This window comes from Flavobacterium sp. 9, from assembly GCF_002754195.1.
Lineage (GTDB): Bacteria > Bacteroidota > Bacteroidia > Flavobacteriales > Flavobacteriaceae > Flavobacterium.
Window position 1 is genome coordinate 1,827,273 of record NZ_PEEU01000001.1, and the last position, 21,721, is coordinate 1,848,993.

Consider the following 21,721-nt stretch of genomic DNA (forward strand, 5'->3'; position numbering starts at 1 on the left):
GTTTAATCGGAAAAGAAAAAAAATGACCAATTTTATTAAATCTATTTTATTAGTTTTTTTGTTTTTAACGTCTTGTAAAAATACCTCCGTAAAAGACAATGAAAATTTTAAATTATTACCTCCGAAAATTGAAAGTGCAAAAATACGTTGGGCAACTACAAATGAATTTGTAGTTAGCATTGATAGTCTTTTATCTTACAAGAAAGGATTCGAATGTGATTCGGTTATTGGAGTTAATTATATAGGTTTTGATGGAAATGGACATTCATTTTATCCCATAAATAAAAGAGGAAGATCCATTAATACTATAAAAAGCAGGAAGAAACTCGATCGCAATCAAATTTTAAAATTAAATGCAATTATTGGAAACAAAAAAACATTTGAAAATTCAAATATGGCGGCTTGTTACAATCCTAGACTTGGATTTATTTATTTTAAAGATAATAAAGTAATTTGTCAAACACAGATTTGTTTAGAATGCTCTCAACTTGAGTCAACCGCAAAAACTGCGGGAATAAAAAGTGATGCCTTTAACGACAAAGCCGGCAAAAAATTAACAAAACTGAGTAATGAACTTGGATTAAACAACTAACAAAAGAAAAAAACTTAGAATCTCAGCACCTCAGTCCCGAAGCTTCGGGATAGCACCTCAAACAAAAAAAAATGAAAGTATATACAAAAACAGGAGACAAAGGAACGACGGCTCTTTTTGGAGGCACACGCGTTCCTAAAGATCATATCAGAATTGACAGTTATGGAACTGTTGATGAGTTGAACTCTTATATAGGACTCATTCGCGATCAGGAAATGGATTCGCATTATAAAACTATTCTAATCGAAATTCAGGATCGTCTTTTTACTGTGGGCGCTATTTTGGCAACTCCACAAGAAAAAGAAATCCTAAAAAACGGTAAACTTCGTTTGAAAAACCTGGGAATAATTGATTCTGATATTGAGTTATTAGAAAACGAAATCGATAAAATGGAGGAAAGTCTTCCGCAAATGACTCATTTTGTTTTACCTGGAGGACATCCAACCGTGTCACATTGTCATATAGCGCGTTGTATTTGCCGTCGTGCAGAACGTTTGGCAGTACATTTAAGCCATAATGAGCACGTTCCTGAGATCGCAATTATGTACTTAAACCGACTTTCTGACTACCTTTTTGTCTTGGCACGGAAGTTGTCGTCAGACTTAAAAGCGGATGAAGTGAAATGGATTCCCAGAAAGTGAAATGTTAGATTTTAGAGTTAAGATTTTAGATTAAAAGGTTTCAAAAATCTAAAATCAACAATCTACAATCCGCAATTTATAGAGACGTTCTTAAATTTTATTAAAATAAATCAAATTTTACTTGTCTTTTTCAGTAAAAAATTTATTTTTGCACAAACTAAACAGATAACAGATGTATTGGACATTAGAATTAGCATCTTATTTAAGTGATGCGCCATGGCCTGCTAACAAAGATGAACTTATTGACTACGCTATTAGAGCTGGTGCTCCATTAGAAGTGGTAGAAAACCTTCAGTCAATCGAAGACGAAGGCGAGATATATGAATCAATGGAAGAAATTTGGCCTGATTATCCAACAGACGAAGATTATCTTTGGAATGAGGATGAATATTAAAAAATAAACCAAAGGAAAAAGTCTCATCACCGAGGCTTTTTTTTTGGTTCAAATACACATTTACATAAAATAGAAATACAATAAATCATGAGTTTCATAAACAGTATTATTAAAGTCTTTGTAGGTGATAAATCACAGAAAGATGTCAAAGCTCTACAGCCTTATTTAAATAAAATTAAAACGTTCGAAACCAGCTTAATGAGCTTGTCTCATGACGAGCTAAGAGCCAGAACCGCATATTTTAAAGAAAAAATAAAAGAAGCGAGAGCTGAAAAAGATGCTAAAATTGCTTCGCTTAAAGCTGAAGTAGAAAACATCGAAGACATCGACAAAAGAGAAGATCTTTATGATGCTATCGATTCTCTTGAAAAAGAAGCATACGAAATCTCAGAGAAAACTTTATTGGAAATCCTTCCTGAAGCATTCTCTGTAGTAAAAGAAACATCACGTCGTTTTAAAGACAATTCTTTTATCGAAGTAACTGCAACTCCAAAAGACCGCGAATTCTCGGCTTCAAAAACTTATGTTACTATTGAAGGTGACAAAGCTACTTGGGCTAATAAATGGAATGCAGCCGGTAAAGAAATTACTTGGGACATGATTCACTATGATGTTCAGTTAATTGGTGGTATGGTATTGCACGAAGGTAAAGTTGCCGAAATGCAAACGGGAGAAGGTAAAACTTTGGTTGCTACACTTCCACTTTACTTAAACGCTTTGACTGGAAACGGAGTTCACTTAGTAACGGTGAATGATTACCTTGCAAAACGTGATAGTACATGGAAAGCACCTTTATTTGAATTTCACGGTTTGACTGTTGATTGTATCGATAATCACCAACCAAGTACAGAACAAAGAAAAAAAGCATACGACGCTGATATCACTTACGGAACCAATAATGAATTTGGTTTTGACTACCTAAGAGATAACATGGCACACTCGCCAAGCGATTTAGTTCAAAGAAAACACAATTATGCAATTGTCGATGAGGTCGATTCTGTATTAATTGATGATGCAAGAACTCCACTTATTATTTCAGGTCCGGTTCCTCAGGGAGATCGTCATGAATTTAATGAGTTGAAACCAAAAATCGAAAACTTAGTAGCACAACAACGTCAGTTAGCGAATGGTTTCTTAGCAGAAGCTAAAAAATTAATCAAAGAAGGAAACACTAAAGAAGGTGGATTCTTATTATTAAGAGCTTACAGAAGTTTACCTAAAAACAAAGCATTAATTAAATTTTTAAGTGAAGAAGGAGTTAAACAATTACTTCAAAAAACTGAAAATCAATACATGCAGGATAACAATCGCGAAATGCATAAAGTTGATGAGGCTTTGTATTTTGTAATTGAAGAAAAAAACAATCAGGTAGAATTAACTGATAATGGTATTCAATACCTTTCAGGAGATACAGATGCTGACTTTTTCGTACTTCCGGATATTGGAACCGAAATTGCTGCTATCGAAAAACAAAAATTAGATAAAGACGCTGAAGCGGAAGCTAAAGAAAGATTATTCCAGGATTTTGGAGTAAAAAGCGAGCGTATCCACACACTTACTCAACTTTTAAAAGCATATGCACTTTTTGAAAAAGATGTAGAATACGTGATCATGGACAACAAAATTATGATTGTCGATGAGCAAACTGGTCGTATCATGGATGGTCGTCGTTATTCTGACGGACTACACCAAGCGATTGAAGCTAAAGAAAATGTAAAAATCGAAGCTGCTACACAAACTTTTGCAACAGTTACATTACAGAATTATTTCAGAATGTACAGCAAATTAGGTGGTATGACGGGAACAGCAGTTACAGAAGCTGGAGAGTTATGGCAGATTTATAAATTAGACGTAGTTGAGATTCCAACAAACCGTCCGATTTCAAGAATAGACAAAGAAGATTATATCTACAAAACTACACGTGAAAAATTCAACGCTGTAATTGAAGATGTAACTGAATTATCAAATGCAGGAAGACCAGTATTAATTGGAACAACTTCTGTAGAGATTTCAGAATTATTAAGCCGAATGTTGAAAATGAGAGGCGTTACTCATAACGTTTTGAATGCTAAAATGCACAAACAAGAGGCACAAATCGTAGAAGAAGCAGGAAAAGCCGGAGTTGTAACTATTGCAACAAATATGGCTGGTCGTGGTACCGATATTAAATTATCTCCAGAAGTAAAAGCTGCCGGAGGTTTAGCAATCGTTGGTACAGAGCGTCATGATTCTCGTCGTGTTGACAGACAGTTACGTGGTCGTGCAGGACGTCAGGGAGATCCGGGAAGTTCTCAATTCTATGTTTCTCTTGAAGATAACTTAATGCGTTTATTTGGTTCTGAAAGAGTTGCAAAAGTTATGGATAGAATGGGACTTCAGGAAGGTGAAGTTATCCAACATTCTATGATGACCAAATCTATCGAGCGTGCTCAGAAAAAAGTAGAAGAAAACAACTTTGGTGTTCGTAAACGTTTATTAGAATATGATGACGTTATGAACTCTCAACGTGAAGTAGTTTACAAACGTCGTCGTCACGCATTGTTTGGTGAGCGTTTGAAACTTGATATCGCGAATATGCTATATGATACTTGCGAATTAATCGTAAGTCAAACTAAACCAGTTAATGATTTCAAAAATTTCGAATTTGATTTAATTCGTTATTTCTCAATCACTTCTCCAATTTCTGAAGCTGATTTCTTGAAATTATCTGATAACGAAATTACAGGAAAAATATACAAAGAGACTTTAGCATTCTATACAGAGAAAACTGAAAGAAGCGCAAGAGAAGCTTTCCCAATCATTAAAGGAGTTTACGAAGAGCCAAACAATCATTTTGAGCGTATCGTAGTTCCATTTACTGACGGAATCAAAACTTTGAGTGTAGTTACTGACTTGAAAAAAGCATACGAAAGCGAAGGAGCTCAGTTAATTGCTGATTTCGAGAAAAACATCACATTATCTATTGTTGATGAAGCTTGGAAAAAACACTTACGTAAAATGGACGAATTGAAACAATCAGTTCAATTAGCCGTTCACGAACAAAAAGATCCATTGCTAATTTACAAATTAGAAGCATTCAATTTGTTTAGAGGAATGTTAGACAACGTTAACAAAGAAGTTATTTCATTCTTATTCAAAGGTGATTTACCAGCTCAAAACGTTCCTGAAATTCACGAAGCAAAAGAAATTCGTCAAAAAGAAAACTTCAAATTAAGCAAAGACGAAATTGTAAACAGCGAAGACATCAACCGCGAAGCTGGAGAAACACAACAACGTCAGGTTACTGAAACCATTGTGAGAGATATGCCAAAAATCAACCGTAATGATACTGTAACAGTTCAGGAAATTGCAACAGGTAAAACTGAAGAAATGAAATTTAAAAAAGCAGAATCTTTAATCGCTTCAGGTGCTTGGGTTCTTGTTAAATAATAATTTTATTTTAAAATCATAAATTAAAAAACCTCCAGCTAAAGCTGGAGGTTTTTTTTGAATAATAATAAATGGCTTTAGCCAAATTTCAAACGTGCTTTTCGGCTAAAGCCATCTTATAATTCTATCTTTAAACTCCAGCTAAAGCTGGAGCCTATTCAAAAAAGTTTTATCATTTCGTATTATCGATTTTTTTATTTTGCTGATATTTTTTTATGTTAAATGACAAAAATCGTAATAACTAAAAGGAATAAACAGTACCTTTGCAATCAGAAACAACGAAAAAAAGCTTTGAAGCAAATTTTAATTACATTTCTTTCCTGCATGCTTTTAGTGCCATCATTTGGCAGTTTCTTTGTTTATACCTCATTCAAACTAAATCAGGATGAGATTTCAAAAACCATCTGTGTACAACGAAAAATGCTTTTTAATAGTTGTAACGGTCGATGTGAACTTCAAAAAAGTTTAAAAAAATACGCTGATAACGAGAAGAAAATGCAAAACAACCTGAAAGAAAAAGCAGAAGTTGTTTACATTCAAACTTCAGTTACGGCACCTTTTAAATTGGTAACACCAATTCAGTCAAAAGAAAAATTCTTTGCTTCTTTTGACAACAAGCCTATTTCGGTTTCGAATACTACATTTCGACCTCCATCCTATTTTATATAATTTTTTAAATATTATTTCAATTCTCTTGAAATAAATTTTCATTGTCACCCAACAATGAAATTGTGTCTACGTACAACCAAAATTTAAAATTACTATTATATAAAATTCATAAAATGAAAAATACATTATACAAAGCACTTGCTATTGCAGCAATTTCAATTACTTTAGGTTCATGTTCAAGCGACGATAGCAGTCAAAATGTTACAGGACAAGGAAAACTTACATTAGAGTTTGATAACGCTTACGGAACAAACGATCTTATTTTAAATGCACAAAATACTAAGACATCAAACAACGAAGTTTTAAAAATCAGTTTGATCAAATATATTGTAAGCAATGTTGTTTTAACAAAAGCTGACGGAACAACTTTTACCTACCCAAAAAGCAAAAGTTATTTCATAGCTGATGAAGCTTCTGCAGAAGGTCGCGAATTTAAACTTACGGATATTCCTGCCGGAGATTACGTAAAAGTAAAATTCGGAATTGGAGTTGATGAAGAACAATGGAAATTAGGTGCTGCAGGACAAGGCGATTTTCTGGCTAAAGCAAATGATGCAGGAATGTTGTGGTCTTGGGCTGCAGGATATAAATTCCTTGCTTTCGAAGGAACTTTTACATCACCAACAGTAACTACAGCTACTTCTTTTATGGTTCACACCGGTAAAACAGGAACAGATTACAACTACACCGAAGTAACTTTGGATTTACCAACAAAAGCACTTGTTCGTACTAATATTACGCCGGAAGTCCACATGATTACTGACCTTTCTAAAATCATTGACGGAACAAACAAAATCAAACTTTCTGATAATAATGCCGGCGGAATGGGCGCTATGATTATGGGCGGAGCCAATTTGCCATTAATTACCCAGAACGTATCTTCAATGTTTAGAGTTGATCACGTACATAACGACTAATTTTATTTTCAGGAGCACAACAGTTTCGGTTTCCCAGAAATAAAGTCCCGCTTTACATTATATCTTTTGTGTCCGCCGCGGCGGACACAAAAGGATATCTCCCGAAACTTCGGGACCATCGGGGCTAAACGACAACTTTTGTACTTCTAATAAACATAAAAAATCATGCTGAAAATAAAACATTTTCTATGGCTAATGATTCCGTTGTTATGGAGTTGCTCCAATCAGGACGAGGAATATGTAAATGTTCCATTAGAATTTAAAGTTCCTTCAAACTTTCCTGAATTAGCGTACAATATTGCACTGAATCCGCCAACAGAAAAAGGATTTGAACTAGGAAAAAAATTATTCTACGACGGGCGTTTAGCTTCTGACGGAGTTGTTTCCTGCGGTTTTTGCCACATACAAGCCAATGCTTTCACACATCACGGACACACAGTAAGTCACGGTGTAGATAATGCTCAAGGCACACGAAATACACCGCCGATTCAGAATTTGGCTTATCAAAGTATTTTCATGTACGACGGAGCGGCAGATCATTTGGATTTACAGCCAATTATTCCCCTTACAAGTATTATTGAAATGAATGGCAATTTGAGTTCTATTCTTAAAATGATGAAAGCGGACAAGGAATATCAAAAACTATTTGGACAAGCTTTTGATGATGGAGCAATTACTACCGAAAACATGCTTAAAGCACTTTCGCAATTTATGGTTATGATTGTTTCGTCTAATTCAAAATTTGACAAATATCGACGAAATGAAGTTGGAGGAACATTCACAACGGATGAATTGGCAGGATATGATTTATTCAAATCAAAATGTGCTTCTTGCCATGCTACAGATTTACAAACCGATAATTCATTTAGAAACAATGGTCTTCCCGTAAACCCAATGGTAAACGATGTTGGACGTTATAAAGTAACTGAACTAGCTGCTGATTATTACAAATTCAAAGTGCCAAGTTTGCGTAATGTCGAAGTTTCTGGACCTTATATGCACGACGGAAGATTTGGAACTCTGGAAGGCGTTTTGGATCATTATGAAAGTGGCGTTACAGCTTCGGCAACTTTAGATCCTATTTTAAACAAAAATGGAAAATTAGGAATCGCGCTTTCGGAAACGGATAAAAAACAAATAATTGCTTTCTTAAAAACATTGACCGATAACCAATATTTGACTGATAAGCGTTTCTCGGAGTTTTAAGAAAATTAGCCCGCGGATTGTACGGAGTATACGGATTAACACAGATTAAAAGCAATTTAAAATCGTTCAAAAAATCATTTTAATCCGTGTAATCTGTGGCAAAATATCGCCAAAGTTTGCCATTTCGACGAAGGAGAAATGATAAGATTGTGTCATCAAAAGTGACAAAAAATAAAGTTATAATGAAAACTGGAGTCCTAGCCCCGATAGAGGCGGTATCCTTTTTTGAGGCGATTTTTCTTCGCCTTAAAAAAGATATAGCCGAAAGCGGGATCAGCTCCTAAAAACAATAATAATTAAAATGAAAAAATTAATAGTAATAGGTCTTTTTTTGGCTGGTTTTTCAGCCTTTAGTTTTACGGTAAAAGATAGTATTTCGGCGTTTACTTTTCAGCGTTTGGCAATGATGGAAGACTTTGATTGTGATGCGTGCGGATGTTCGGCAAGTGGCGGAAGTATGGGTTTTAGCTCAATGCTGAACAATAATTTTGTGGGCGTTCGTTATTTTAAACAAAGCTATACAAGCCGTGACGGGATTTTTGACAATTCGCCTTGGATTGACGAAAACTTCAATACAGTTCAGGTTTGGACGAGAATTCCGGTAAATGAGAAAATTCAGATTTCGGCGTTGATTCCGTATCACTTTCATGAAAGAGAATTAACAGCAGGAACCGAAAGTATTTCTGGTTTGGGCGATATTACCGTAATGGGATTGTACAAAATTTTTGAAACGAAAAAAGACAGCGCAGTTTTTACGCATAAAGTAAATATTGGTGCAGGAATAAAAATTCCAACGGGAAAATTTACCGAGGCAAATAATCTAGGAAGTGTGAACCAAAGTTTTCAATTAGGAACCGGAAGTTGGGATTATTCGGTGGTTTCTGAATATGTGATTAACCGAAAAAATCTGGGTTTAAACACAACGCTGAATTACATTTTCAAGACCGAAAACAAAAAAGAATACCAATACGGAGATCAGTTTAATTATGCTGCAACGATGTTTTATTTATTTGATTTGAAATCGATACAAATTGTGCCACAAGCCGGATTAGCAGGCGAAGTTTACCAAACTAACAAACAACACGGTTTAGATTTACCAAATACGGCGGGAGATATCTTGTTTGGAAAATTTGGTTTTGAAGCTGGAAAAGATAAATTTTCGATTGGTGTAAATGCAATGCTTCCGATCAATCAAAATTTATCAAACGGAAAAATGGAAGCGAATTACAGATGGAGCGTGAACCTAAACTATACGCTTTAATTTTTTAAACAAAAAGATTCTCAAAACAACGAAAAACAAGCTTTGAAAAAAATTATAATCATATTTCTTTCCTCTATGCTTTTGCTGCCATCTTTTGGCAGTTTTCTTGTTTATACTTCTTTCAAATTAAATCAGGAAGAAATTTCTAAAACGATCTGCGTTCAGCGAAAGATGATTTTTAATTCTTGTAATGGTCGCTGTGAACTTCAAAAAAGTCTAAAAAAATATTCGGACAACGAAAAAAGAATGCAGGACAATCTCAAAGAAAAAGCTGAAATTGTTTATATTCAAAACACAATTACTCCTGATTTCACCTTGATAGTTCCAATCGAATCGGAAAGAAAAAATTTCGCTTATTTTAATCGAAAACCAATTTCGGTTTCGAATCTTACTTTCCATCCTCCATCCTGTTTTATATAAATTCAGTTCCCATTTTTCTTGTCTAAAAATCAGGAAAAATGCTCGTTCCTTTTAAAATTTATATAATTCAAAATGAAAAAAATATACTTTACCCTATTAATTGTAGGGCAAATTGTCTTTGCACAAAACAAAGTCGAAAAAGACTCTACAAAAACTCAAGAACTCGAAAATATTTTCGTTACCGCCAATCGTACTGCTACTTTACGTAAAGAAACGCCTGTTGCAATTAGCAAAATAACGGCAAAAACAATCAACGAAACTAAAGCTACTGCGGTTTATGAAATCATAAATAAAAAACCGGGAGTTTTAATGGTTAATCTTGGTAACGAACAACATATGATGTCGATCAGGCAGCCAATGACAACCAATGCGTATTACTTATATCTTGAAGATGGTTTGCCAATTCGCCCAATGGGAATCTTCAATCACAACGCTTTATTGGAAATTAATCAGTATAATTTACAAAGTATTGAGGTTGTAAAAGGTCCCGTTTCGTCTTTGTACGGGCCAGAAGCTGTTGGCGGAACTATAAATTTAATTTCGCTAAAACCGCCTGTAGATCCGGAATTTAAATTTGGTGTTCAGGCAGATAATTATGGTTACAGAAGATTTCAGGCTGCCGGTGGCGCAACAATCGGGAAAGTCGGTTTTCATATTGCAGGAATTTCAAGTTTGCAGGAAAATGGCTGGATGACTTATTCCGATTATAACAAAGACAATCTTAATGCGAGAATCGATTATAACATTTCCTCTTCTACCCGATTGATTAGTAATACCATGTACGGAAAATATTATTCGGACATGAGCGGAACTGTAAACGAAGACGCTTTTAATAACAGAACCTACAAAAGCACTTCGAATTTTACTTATAGAAAATCTGACGCTTTACGAACACGATTAACATTAGAACACGACTGGAACAGCAATTCGAGCAGTTATATTACGGCATATTTACGCGACAATAAATTAGGTCAAAATCCTTCGTACGGAATTAAATGGAGTCCAACTGTAAATCCTACAACGGCAAAAGGCGAAGTAAATTCGAATAATTTCAAAAGTTATGGCGCAATTGGACAACATACTCAAAAATTCGATTTCTTGAATACCAAACTGGTTGCCGGCGCATTATACGATTATTCTCCCGTAACATATTGGTCTTATGTTATTGATTTAAAAGCAAATTTAAATCCGGGAACTCCGGGAAAACAAACGGTAGATTCTTATGAAATTATTGCAGAACATCCGGATTCAAAACTAGCCGATTATACTGCCGATATTTTCAATTCTGCGGGTTATGCGCAATTAAGTTTTAATCCAATAGAAAAATTAGTTATCACCGTTGGCGGACGTTACGACAACATGAAAGTCAATTATGACAATGCTTTAGACAATTCTACAGGAAGCAAAGTTTATGACAAAATGACTTTTAAAGCCGGAGCAAATTACAATCCGTTTGAATATGCTGGTTTTTATGGCAATTATTCACAAGGTTTTGCGCCTCCGGGAATTACATCAATCTTTAGAACCAAACCCGGAACTGGCGGAACAACTGGCGTTCCAGCTGATTTCTATTACAACTTAGAACCCGCAACCTTCAACAATTACGAAGTTGGCGGATGGTTTTCTTTCCTTCAAAACAAGCTAAATTTTGATTATGCTTTCTATTACATGGAAGGAAAAAATGAGCTTTTGAACATCAAACTGGCAGATAATTCAACTGAATATCGTTCGGCTGGAGAAACTCGCCATAAAGGAATTGAGTTTGGAGCTTCGTACCGACCTTCAAAACAATTCAACATTCGCTTTGGCGGAACTTATGCGCAGCACACTTATATTGATTTCAAACTTTCGGACAAACCAATGGATCCAATTCAGGATTTGAACGGAAAAGAAATGCCTGCAGCTCCAAAATGGTCGGGAAATTCGGAGGTAAGTTATTATCCAAACTGGCTTCCAAATCTTAGAACTTCTGTCGAATGGCAACTTGTTGGAAGTTACTATCAAGATCAGATAAATACCTTAAAATATAGCGGTTACAACATATTCAACGCCAGAGTTGGCTATCAATGGAAAGGAATTGAGATTTACGGAAACGTGCTTAATTTAACCGATAAATTATATGCTTATAATGTTTCGAGAGCCAATACCACAAACGCTCAACCAACTTATACGGCGGCGGCTCCAAGAACTTTTGTATTTGGAATTCAGTACAACTTTTCATTAAAAAAATAGAAAAAAGTTTCTGCCACAGATTAAAAAGATTAACACAGATTATTCTCAAAAAAAATCATTATAATCATTTTCATCTGTGGCAAAAAATAATAATCATTAGAAGCTAATCCCGCTGTCCACTATATCTTTTGTGGCGAACCCCGCCACAAAAGGATGTCGTTCCCATCGGGGCTAAAAAACCTAACAATGAGCAAAGAAATAAAAGAGAAAAAATCTAAAAAGAAAGATTCTAAGTTTGTCAAAAAAATCAAACAACACATGTACAAATGGCATCGTGTTATTGGTTTAATTACAATTATTCCCGTAATCTTCTGGACATTATCCGGTTTAATGCATCCGTTTATGGCGCATTTTTTTAAACCCGAAATTGCGCATGACAAACTAGAACAACAGATTATTGATAAAAACCAACTGCATTTTTCGATACAGGAAGTTTTACAGAAAAACGAGCTGACACAATTCAAAAATTTCAGAATCGTTTCCTTCAACAATAAAACCTATTATCAGCTAAAAACTATACTTGGTGAACTATGGTATTTTGATACTTCTACAGCCAAAAAACTGGAAAACGGAGATCAAAAATATGCAGAATGGCTTTCGCGATACTTCTTAGACGATCAAAAAAGCGCCATAAAAAACAGTGAAATTATCACCGAATTTACTTCGCAATACAAATATGTAAATCGTTATTTGCCCGTTTACAAACTCAGTTTTGATCGTCCGGATGCAATGCAGGTTTATGTCGAAACATCCTCAAGTAAGTTAGCCACTTATAACCCAACTTCGAGACAAGCCTTTATCTGGTTCTTTGACACGTTTCATAATTGGTCATTTATCGACTCCATAACAAACAATAGTATCCGAATTATTACAATGATTTTCTTATTGTCAATTATTGGATTTTCTGCCTTGAGCGGAATCTTAATTTATGGTTTACTTTGGAAACAATTCAAAAAAACGGATAGTTTAGCGCCTAAAAAAGGACTTCGAAAATACCATCGTCAAATTGGAATTTGGGTTTCACTTTTTACTTTGACATTTGCTTTTAGCGGTGCATATCACGCCACTACAAAATGGAACCCCTATACTTTATCGCAAATGGTTTACGAACCAACTTTCAAAACAAATGAAATTCCTCAGTCAAATAACGCTTTGAATTTAGATTGGAATCGTTTTCAAAATATAAGTTTAATCACTTTAAACGACACGACTTATTTCCGTTGTCAATTGCTTGAAAAGGAAAAATTTAAAACTTCAAAATCAGATTCTAATTCAAAATGGAATAAAAAAGGAGATCAAAAATCTGAAGTGGTTTATATCAATGCAACAACCAATAAAATTATTCCAAACATTGATCTTGAATATGCTGAATTCCTAGCGTATTACTTTACAGATGGAGCGCCAAAAGCAGCTTGTTGCGAAATGGATCATAACTCAGATGAACCTCCAATTTCATTAGAAAATGCAAAACTATTAGAATCTAAAGTTCTAACTGATTTTGAAAGTAGAGAATATGGTTTTGTTAACAAAAGATTGCCTGTTGTAAAATTGGCTTATGACACGCCCGAAAAAACTACTTATTTCATAGAAACTGCAACTTCAAGATTGGCAGCCGTAGTCAAAAGCTCAGATATGGTAGAAGGATATTCGTTTGCTATTCTCCACAAATTCTTATTTATGGATTGGGCAGGAAAAAACATTCGCGATCTAACAATGGTTTTGGCAGCTTTGACCATTTTGATTGTTAGCATTCTGGGCTTTATTTTGTTTTTGAAGAAATAATCTCTAAGCTTCTGAGGTTCTAAGTTACTAAGGTTCTAAGTTTTTTTTCTTAGTGACTTAGTAACTTAGCTTCTTAGAAACTTATCAGGAATTTTCTTTACATTTGATAAAAATACATCTGCAAGTTGAAAAAAAATACCAGCCGTTTATTATCAATTTCGTGGCTTCTTTGCTTTAGTTATTTTTTCATCTTAATGATTAAGATAACCTTGCAATATATTCCCTTAAATTCTAATGTTGCTTTTCTTCAAATAAAGCAAACGGAAATCAGCCAAATTCCGTTTTACTATCCCATTTTTTATGTACATGTCTATTCGGCTATTTTTGTTTTGCTTGCAGGATTTTCTCAATTCAGTTCTGCGCTTTTAAAAAAATATCCTGCGACGCATCGTAATATTGGAAAAGTTTATATCTCTGTCGTACTTTTTCTCAGCGCACCTTCAGGCTTCTTTATTGGTCTTTTTGCAAACGGCGGACTTTACTCCAAAATCTCTTTTGTGACCTTATCAATTCTATGGTTTTACTTTACGCTTAAAGGTTTTACGTCTATTAAAAATAAAAATATTAGAAAACATCGGGCATTTATGTTCCGAAGTTTCGCCTTGACCTTTTCTGCTATTACGTTGCGTTTCTGGAAGGTTATTCTAGTATATTTGTTTCATCCCGCGCCTATGGATGTGTATCAGATAATCGCTTGGCTGGGTTGGATTCCTAATTTATTAATCGTTGAATATTATCTTTATAACCAATTAAAAAAATGAAAAAACTTTTTTGTTTACTGTTATCAATATTCCTTTTTTCCTGTAATTCTAAAGAAAAAAACATCGCAAAAAATAATGCTGATAATTTAATGCCAGAAGAAATCAGAACCGATTTATATGGTTCCTGGGTTGGCGATTTTATTGTTTTAGAACGTGATACAACAAGAGAAGCAAAAGAAAAATACAGTAACAAAATCAATATTGTTATAAAGAAAATAACTGCAACAGAAGTTACTGGCCAAAGCATTGTTGCCGGAAACAGCAGACCTCTTAAAGGTTTTATGAGAAGAACGGGAAATACATTTTATTTTACTCTTAAAGAACCCGGAGATGATAAAAACGATGGTGTTTTTGATTTTGAAATAAGAAATGACACGCTTTTAGCAGGAACCTGGACAGCTTTTAATGCTAAAAAAGAAGTAACTAAAAGAAAATTTGAACTTACTAAAAAAGAATTTAAATACGATCCAAGTGTAATGCTTCCGGAACTGGATACATATGTTGATTATGAAAATCCAAAAGAAGAACTAGTTACAGACACCGAAGATCAGGAAGATACTGAAGAAGGACAAGATTCTACATCTAATAAAAAAGCAGAACCTTATATGGAAACGGTATACAGAGCAGCTTCTGAAAAAATTTTAACAATCAATTCATCAACTCAAAAATTGAAAGAATCTGATATTAAAAACTTAAAGAAAATTGATTTGGAAATTCTTAGAAATACCATTTTCGCCAGACATGGACTTACTTTTAAAACCAAAACCGTTCGTCAGTTTTTTGATGATGTTGAATGGTATGTTCCTATTGCAACTAGTGTCGACAATCAATTAACTGCGGTCGAAAAAGAGAACATAGTCTTATTAAAGCGTTTTGAGAAGTACGCAGAAGACAACTATGATTCTTTTGGGAGATAATTTTTTTTTGAGCTTCTGAGGTTCTAAGTTACTAAGGGACTAAGTTTTTTTCTTAGCGACTTAGCAACTTAGTTTCTTAGTAACTTATCTAGGGTTTTCTTCGAAATATCTAGCCTCAATTCGCTTAATATCTTTAATCGAATTTTTGGCCCAAGCCAAACGTTTTTCCATAATTTCATCTTCTGACAATTGCCAGTTAATATCTGAATTACGTAATCTGTTTGTCAGATTTTGGATTATAATTGCTGCAGAAACAGAGATATTTAAACTCTCTGTAAAACCAACCATTGGGATTTTAAGAAATCCATCAGCTTTTTCCAGAATTTCTTCAGATAAACCATCTCTTTCCGTTCCGAAGAATAAAGCACTTGGTTTTGTGATATCAAAATCTTCCAGCAAACAATCATTTTCGTGCGGAGTTGTTGCAATAATTTGATAACCTTGATTCTTTAAAGTAGAAATACAGTTGCTTACAGAATCATATTGATGGATATCAACCCATTTTTGAGCGCCCATCGCAATTTCTTTGTCGATTTTTTTTCCGTAACGCTGTTCGATAACATTCAGTTCCTGAATTCCAAAAACTTCACAGCTGCGCATAACGGCACTTGTATTATGCATTTGAAAAACATCTTCTACAACAATTGTAAAGTGTTTTGTACGATCTCCAAGTACTTTGAGAAATTTTTCTTTACGGTTATCTGTTAATATATTTTCGAGAAAAGCGAGGTAATCTAAATCAATCATTTCAATTTTATTTGGCACAAAAATACATTATAAATAAAGCAGAAAGAAAAAATCATTTTTATTTTCAAGACTCAAATTGTTCAATAAGTGTATTTCCTAATTTTTCATAGGACTTATTAACTCCGGTAAAATCAATTTCCAACGCTTCTTCCTTAAATGAATCACCTTCAAAAACAGCGTCTTCATTTTTAGAATGTTTCTTTAAGCGTTCGTACATTTTCTCCAATTCATCAGTAGAATAATCAACATTAATAAAGGAGACAAATTTCTCGATAACATTTCTCATTCCGTCATTATAATCAAGCAAAGTAACATTTTGATCTTTTTCATAAAAATCTACAAACCCCTGAAAATATTTCTCTAAAACAAGTGCTCCATATTGCTGGAAACTAATTTCGTTAATTTCTTTCGCCGTGATTCCAAAAACGCCAGGCGGCAACAAATTTGGAACCATATGCATTCCTATCATTTTCTGATGTGATTTTAAAACCTCAATTGGTTTTCTATAAAGCAAAGCAAAAGGCATTTCAGGAAAAATCGATCTCAAATAATCGGCATTAAAGATGTGCCAGGCATCCAACTTTAGAATTAAATTCTTTTGTTCCGGGAATCTTTTTTGTCCAAGGAATATAATTACAGCTTTTAAAAGTGCCGTTTTTTTATCTAAACCTAAATTATCACTTCTTAATATTTCGTCGATAATTGGCGCTTCAGAAATCATACTATTTTCAGAAGAAGTTGCTAAAGACTGACTCAGCATTGTAGAACCACATCTTGATACATGAAATACCAATGATTTTAATTCGATTGAATCTAATCCCGCAGACCAATCGATAACATTATCTACAGAACTAATAACCTTAAATCGCTTTGAATTAAATTCATTACTTCGGCATTTTGCAATTGTTTCATCAAAAAAAGGATCTGCATATTTTAAATCTCCCAGATAAATCCATTCAAAATAAACATCATTATCTTTTTCTACAAACTTATAAGGAATCCAATTTGAAAGAGGATGATCAACATTTTTCATTTTATATATTTTATTCTGCTAATAAATTTGCGATAATTTTTGCTCCGGCTTCTGTTGGATTTAAAGAAAGTTCAGCGATAATCTTTTGCTTCATTTCTTCTGAATACTGATTCTTTTCTGATGAAAAATTGAGATCAAAACCCATTTCAGCAAATAATTTATCAGACCAATCATTTCGAATACAATCTAAAGTCAGATGAATTCGTGGCTCTGAACTTTTATTTTCTACGCTATGCCGAAGTTGAAAATTAGCATACCAGCACTCACCCATTTTCATTGGAACCAATTGTTTATCCACATAAAAATAAACTTCAGAATTTGTTATAATTGGAATATGAATTCTAAAAAAACCATCTTCATAAGACGTATCATTATCAACATGCTCTTTTATTTCGCTATGAGGTCCTAATCTTAGTAAACGCACTGCTTCTTTTTCGCATTGAAACCAATCCATAATCTCTTTGAAATAAGGGCAACGATCTAGTAATTCTGTATTTACATATCCTTTATTAGCAAAAGAAGTAATATCATTTATCAAACCAGATTGCGATCTTAAAGAAACGCTTGTCCAATTTCCTTCGTAACGTCCCGTATTAAAATGAGGCGTCCACAAATCGTTTTCGCACATTGCGAGTTCTTCTTGTAATTTATCTATTGAAAAGGAAATTGGAAGTTTACTGGAGGAAGGATTCATATGCTTTTTAAACGATTAAATTAGACAGTGTTCCTTATGACTTGTAAATATATAAAATTTACAAACGTTTTATCATCAAAGAAATAGGTAAAAAAGTTTTTCTGCGGGAAGCCGGAATTCTCAAAGCTTAAGTTTGATTTGGCAAGCTGTCAAGAATGAAATTATAAAGCTTATGAGTCGAAAAAGGCACTGTTTCAACATCTGTTTTTAATACTAAATCGGCATTTTGAGGAATCTCAAAAGCATCACTTATTCCTGTGAAATTATTTATTTTATTAACGTCATTATCCGGCAACAAGGCTTTTTTGTATAATCCTTTTGGATCTCTTCTGATCAAATTATGTATAGAACAATCCAAAAATACGGTTCGGACAAATTCATGCGTTCTCAATTCGTTTCTCAGACTTTCGTAAGGATTTATAACAGACATTAAAACGATTGTGTCTTCGCTAATAAAATTTTGTCCAACATTAAAAAGTCGGCGAACATTTTCACATCTGTCTTCTTTAGAAAATCCCAAATCCCTGCAAATTGTTTTTCTATAAACATCGCCATCGATTATTTCGACTTTATAGCTTTTTTCAATTAACAGTTGCCGAACATTTTCTGCTAATGTCGTTTTTCCTGAACCTGATAAGCCTGTAAATTGTATTAAAATCATCGAAAATCACTTTTGTTTTATTCCACGTTAAAACTAGATAATTTGATATACTCAAACAATAAGTATAAATACGCTTTTATTGCTTATCCAAAAATAGCAAAAAGAATTGTGTCATTTTTTTCAAAGAATCTAAATTCTATTGGTTGTGCCTTTAGGTACAAAATATTGGTAGTTATTTGGTACAATGTAGGTTGGCGTGCCGTAGGTACGCAACAAAACGATTACAATTGCGTACCTACGGCACGCTAAATTTATTTCAATTCTTGTTTTCTACCAATATTGAGTGCCTAACGGCACAAAACGACACAAAACATAAAATGTCACTCTTTCATGCACATAAAAAATTAATGCCAAAACTTATAATCACTTACATGAACTTATATGGTAACAAACAAAAATCACTATTTTTATCTTTTAATTTTAAGAAGTAATGAAAAAGAAATTGGTTGTTTTAACCGGAGCAGGAATTAGTGCCGAAAGCGGAATCAAAACTTTTCGCGACAGTGATGGTTTATGGGAAGGTCACGATGTTATGGAAGTTGCAACTCCTGAAGGCTGGAGAAAAAATCAGGAATTGGTTCTTGACTTTTACAACAAAAGACGCCAACAGCTTAAAGAAGTGGAACCAAATTTGGGTCACAAAATCTTAGCCGAATTAGAAAAAGATTTTGATGTTCATATTATTACTCAAAATGTAGATGATTTGCATGAACGTGCCGGAAGTACGAAAGTTTTGCATTTGCATGGAGAATTACTAAAAGTGCGAAGTATACAAAATCGAAATACGATTCTGGATTGGAAAGAGGATTTATATACGGGCGATTTGGACGAAAACGGATATCAGCTTCGACCACATATTGTTTGGTTTGGAGAAGATGTTCCTGCACTTGAAGAAGCAATTGAAATTACAGAAACCGCCGATTATTTTGCCGTTATTGGAACTTCTTTGCAAGTTTATCCTGCTGCGGGATTAATTTCGTATACCTATAGTATTACACCCGTTTTTTATATTGATCCAAAGCCAATCGCAATTCCTAATATTCAGAATAAAGTTGAAGTTATTGCAAAAGTTGCCTCTGAAGGTGTAGCCGAATTAAGAGAAAGATTATTGGAAATAGAAAAGACAATATGATATTCGAAAGTTGGTTACAGGAATTAACACAATATAATTTAGCATCTTTATTTATTTTCTTTTTAATCGAAAATTTAATTCTGATTTTACTTTCTGTTGTTCTTGCCAAAATAATCGAATACGATAATACCAAATTGAACAAATCCAATCGTAAATGGATTATCTCAACCTTAATTTGTAATACATTCATAACGCTTTTGGGTTTTGAATCGTATCGTTTTGGTATTCTCAAAATAGATTTTTCGCCATCGTTTTTATCAATATTCACAGACACTTTATTGCTGATTGTAGTAATGGATTTTTTTATGTTTTGTTTCCACTTTCTGGCGCATTACTTAAAATGGTTTTATCCCATTCACGAACTTCATCATACACATGTCGAAACGAGCGTTTATAGTTTATATGTTCTGCATCCAATAGAAACTTTGGGTTTTGGGATTATCTGGTTATTTTCAATTACGATTTTAGATTTCAATTATTTGAGTATTATTATTTATCTAATTTTAAATTTGTCGTATGGAATATTTGGACATTTAAAAACCGATATTTTTCCTGATTTCTGGTATAAAAGCAATTTCACAAAATGGATTTCTACAACTCAATTTCATTCGAATCATCATAAACATCAATCTCATAATTATGGTTTTTATTTTACGATTTGGGACAAAATCTTCAAAACTATTTTTTAAATCTCACTATTAAAGGATAATATATGACTTGTAACTTTCAGAAGTTTTAACAATGACTTATATTTGCACCTTTCGAACAAACAACATAACAATGACTACTTTAAACGAATTGAATGCCATATCGCCAATTGACGGAAGATATAGAAGCAAAACCCTTTCATTAGCACCTTTTTTCTCTGAAGAAGCTTTAATCAAATACCGTGTATTAGTTGAGATTGAATACTTTATTGCCTTGTGCGAAGTGCCATTACCACAACTACCTGACGTAAATTCAAGCTTATTTGACAGTTTAAGAAATATCTATAAAAATTTCTCTACTGAAGATGCTCTTTGGATTAAAGAAACAGAGAAAGTGACCAACCACGATGTAAAAGCGGTTGAATATTTTATCAAAGATGCTTTTGAAAAACTAGGTTTATCTCAATACAAAGAGTTCATTCACTTCGGATTAACTTCTCAGGACATTAACAATACTGCGATTCCGCTTTCTACAAAAGAAGCTTTTGAGCAAGTATATATGCCATCTTTAATTTCTTTAATTTCTAAATTAAAAGAATTAAGTGTTGAATGGAAAGATATTCCAATGTTGGCTCGTACGCACGGACAACCGGCTTCTCCTACTCGTTTGGGTAAAGAAATTTTGGTTTTTGTAGAGCGTCTTGAAGAGCAAATGCGTTTGTTATTTAATATTCCGTTTGCTGCTAAATTTGGTGGTGCAACAGGAAATTACAATGCGCATCATGTTGCTTATCCGCAAATCGACTGGAAACAGTTTGGAAGTAAATTTGTTGAAACTGATCTTGGTTTACACCATTCTTTTCCAACGACTCAAATTGAACATTACGATCATTTTGCTGCATTTTTTGATGCTTTAAAAAGAATCAACAATATTATTATCGATTTAGATCGTGATATCTGGACGTATGTTTCAATGGATTATTTTAAACAAAAAATCAAAGCGGGAGAAATTGGATCTTCTGCAATGCCACATAAAGTTAACCCAATTGATTTTGAAAACTCTGAAGGAAATTTAGGAATCGCAAATGCTATTTTTGAGCATTTGGCTGCTAAATTACCTATTTCAAGATTACAACGTGATTTAACTGATAGTACAGTTTTACGTAATATTGGTGTTCCAATGGGACATACAATTATTGCTTTTGAAGCTTCTTTAAAAGGTTTAAACAAATTGTTATTGAATGAAGCTAAATTTGCTGAAGATTTAGAGAAAAACTGGGCTGTAGTTGCTGAGGCAATTCAGACGATTTTACGTCGCGAGGCTTATCCAAATCCTTATGAAGCTTTGAAAGGTCTGACAAGAACAAACGAAGCTATCGATAAAAAAGCAATTCATAATTTCATTGCAACTTTAGAAGTTTCTGATGCTATTAAGAACGAATTACTAGCGATTACGCCTGCTAATTTCACAGGAATTTAAAGAAATCACAAAATATTTTCTCAAAAAAAGCTATCTTTATCGATAGCTTTTTTTATTTATAAATCTTGTTAGGGTTTTAGCCCAGATTAAAATGGAAAGCCTTTTG

The 21,721-nt window shown here is 33.7% G+C and carries 20 protein-coding genes; 16 read left to right on the top strand and 4 right to left on the bottom strand.

The annotated features are described in order from the left end of the window. The first annotated feature begins 22 nt into the window (after positions 1–22). From CLU81_RS06865 to CLU81_RS06925, 13 genes are all read left to right on the top strand, one after another. Positions 23–592, top strand: coding sequence for a hypothetical protein (locus CLU81_RS06865; RefSeq protein ID WP_099709151.1), 570 nt, complete (start codon positions 23–25; stop codon positions 590–592). A gap of 71 nt (positions 593–663) precedes the next feature. Continuing rightward, on the top strand, positions 664–1,233 hold the full coding sequence (locus tag CLU81_RS06870) for a cob(I)yrinic acid a,c-diamide adenosyltransferase (RefSeq protein ID WP_099709152.1): 570 nt from the start codon (positions 664–666) through the stop codon (positions 1,231–1,233). Positions 1,234–1,405: 172 nt separating this feature from the next. Beyond that, positions 1,406–1,627 (top strand): DUF2795 domain-containing protein, encoded by a 222-nt coding sequence (locus tag CLU81_RS06875; RefSeq protein ID WP_007138072.1) that lies wholly within the window; start codon positions 1,406–1,408, stop codon positions 1,625–1,627. A gap of 87 nt (positions 1,628–1,714) precedes the next feature. Beyond that, positions 1,715–5,056: a preprotein translocase subunit SecA gene (gene secA / locus CLU81_RS06880; protein WP_099709153.1), complete on the top strand. Its 3,342-nt coding sequence runs from the start codon at positions 1,715–1,717 to the stop codon at positions 5,054–5,056. A 291-nt stretch (positions 5,057–5,347) separates the two neighbouring features. Further along, positions 5,348–5,725, top strand: coding sequence for a hypothetical protein (locus CLU81_RS06885; protein WP_233209673.1), 378 nt, complete (start codon positions 5,348–5,350; stop codon positions 5,723–5,725). A 113-nt stretch (positions 5,726–5,838) separates the two neighbouring features. Further along, positions 5,839–6,642, top strand: a complete 804-nt coding sequence (locus CLU81_RS06890; RefSeq protein ID WP_099709154.1) for an MbnP family protein — start codon at positions 5,839–5,841, stop codon at positions 6,640–6,642. A gap of 165 nt (positions 6,643–6,807) precedes the next feature. Further along, the gene (locus CLU81_RS06895) at positions 6,808–7,848 is read left to right on the top strand and encodes a cytochrome-c peroxidase (RefSeq protein ID WP_099709155.1); all 1,041 of its coding nucleotides are present in this window, start codon (positions 6,808–6,810) and stop codon (positions 7,846–7,848) included. A 301-nt stretch (positions 7,849–8,149) separates the two neighbouring features. Continuing rightward, positions 8,150–9,109 (top strand): transporter, encoded by a 960-nt coding sequence (locus tag CLU81_RS06900; protein WP_099709156.1) that lies wholly within the window; start codon positions 8,150–8,152, stop codon positions 9,107–9,109. 42 nt (positions 9,110–9,151) lie between these two features. Then, positions 9,152–9,529 carry a hypothetical protein gene (locus CLU81_RS06905; protein ID WP_233209674.1) on the top strand — a complete coding sequence of 126 codons (378 nt, stop codon included), beginning with the start codon at positions 9,152–9,154 and terminating at the stop codon, positions 9,527–9,529. Between the two features lie 72 nt (positions 9,530–9,601). Further along, positions 9,602–11,761: a TonB-dependent receptor gene (locus tag CLU81_RS06910; protein WP_099709158.1), complete on the top strand. Its 2,160-nt coding sequence runs from the start codon at positions 9,602–9,604 to the stop codon at positions 11,759–11,761. A 186-nt stretch (positions 11,762–11,947) separates the two neighbouring features. Then, positions 11,948–13,543 carry a PepSY-associated TM helix domain-containing protein gene (locus CLU81_RS06915; protein WP_099712690.1) on the top strand — a complete coding sequence of 532 codons (1,596 nt, stop codon included), beginning with the start codon at positions 11,948–11,950 and terminating at the stop codon, positions 13,541–13,543. A gap of 194 nt (positions 13,544–13,737) precedes the next feature. Then, positions 13,738–14,304, top strand: a complete 567-nt coding sequence (locus tag CLU81_RS06920; RefSeq protein ID WP_099709159.1) for a DUF2306 domain-containing protein — start codon at positions 13,738–13,740, stop codon at positions 14,302–14,304. Next, positions 14,301–15,221, top strand: a complete 921-nt coding sequence (locus tag CLU81_RS06925) for a YARHG domain-containing protein (RefSeq protein WP_199174554.1) — start codon at positions 14,301–14,303, stop codon at positions 15,219–15,221. Before CLU81_RS06920 ends, CLU81_RS06925 begins: the two co-directional genes overlap by 4 nt. Positions 15,222–15,305: 84 nt before the next feature. Here the strand turns inward: CLU81_RS06925 and CLU81_RS06930 are convergent, their stop codons facing one another. The 4 genes from CLU81_RS06930 to cysC all read right to left on the bottom strand — a co-directional run bounded on the left by CLU81_RS06930 (position 15,306) and on the right by cysC (position 18,356). Further along, positions 15,306–15,968, bottom strand: coding sequence for an RNA methyltransferase (locus tag CLU81_RS06930; RefSeq protein ID WP_099709161.1), 663 nt, complete (start codon positions 15,966–15,968; stop codon positions 15,306–15,308). A 64-nt stretch (positions 15,969–16,032) separates the two neighbouring features. After that, positions 16,033–17,001, bottom strand: coding sequence for a sulfotransferase family protein (locus tag CLU81_RS06935; RefSeq protein WP_099709162.1), 969 nt, complete (start codon positions 16,999–17,001; stop codon positions 16,033–16,035). 10 nt (positions 17,002–17,011) lie between these two features. Continuing rightward, positions 17,012–17,695 (bottom strand): aspartyl/asparaginyl beta-hydroxylase domain-containing protein, encoded by a 684-nt coding sequence (locus CLU81_RS06940; RefSeq protein ID WP_099709163.1) that lies wholly within the window; start codon positions 17,693–17,695, stop codon positions 17,012–17,014. 127 nt (positions 17,696–17,822) lie between these two features. After that, positions 17,823–18,356, bottom strand: a complete 534-nt coding sequence (gene cysC, locus CLU81_RS06945) for an adenylyl-sulfate kinase (protein ID WP_099709164.1) — start codon at positions 18,354–18,356, stop codon at positions 17,823–17,825. A 430-nt stretch (positions 18,357–18,786) separates the two neighbouring features. On the opposite strand from cysC, the gene CLU81_RS06950 reads away from it, so the two are divergent. The 3 genes from CLU81_RS06950 to purB all read left to right on the top strand — a co-directional run bounded on the left by CLU81_RS06950 (position 18,787) and on the right by purB (position 21,615). Next, a complete protein-coding gene (locus CLU81_RS06950; RefSeq protein ID WP_099709165.1) occupies positions 18,787–19,488 on the top strand; it encodes an NAD-dependent deacylase in 702 nt (233 codons plus the stop codon). Next, entirely contained in the window at positions 19,485–20,177 is a 693-nt protein-coding gene (locus tag CLU81_RS06955) for a sterol desaturase family protein (protein WP_099709166.1), read from the top strand. Before CLU81_RS06950 ends, CLU81_RS06955 begins: the two co-directional genes overlap by 4 nt. Positions 20,178–20,268: 91 nt before the next feature. Further along, a complete protein-coding gene (gene purB, locus CLU81_RS06960) occupies positions 20,269–21,615 on the top strand; it encodes an adenylosuccinate lyase (protein ID WP_099709167.1) in 1,347 nt (448 codons plus the stop codon). The last annotated feature ends 106 nt before the right edge of the window (positions 21,616–21,721 follow it).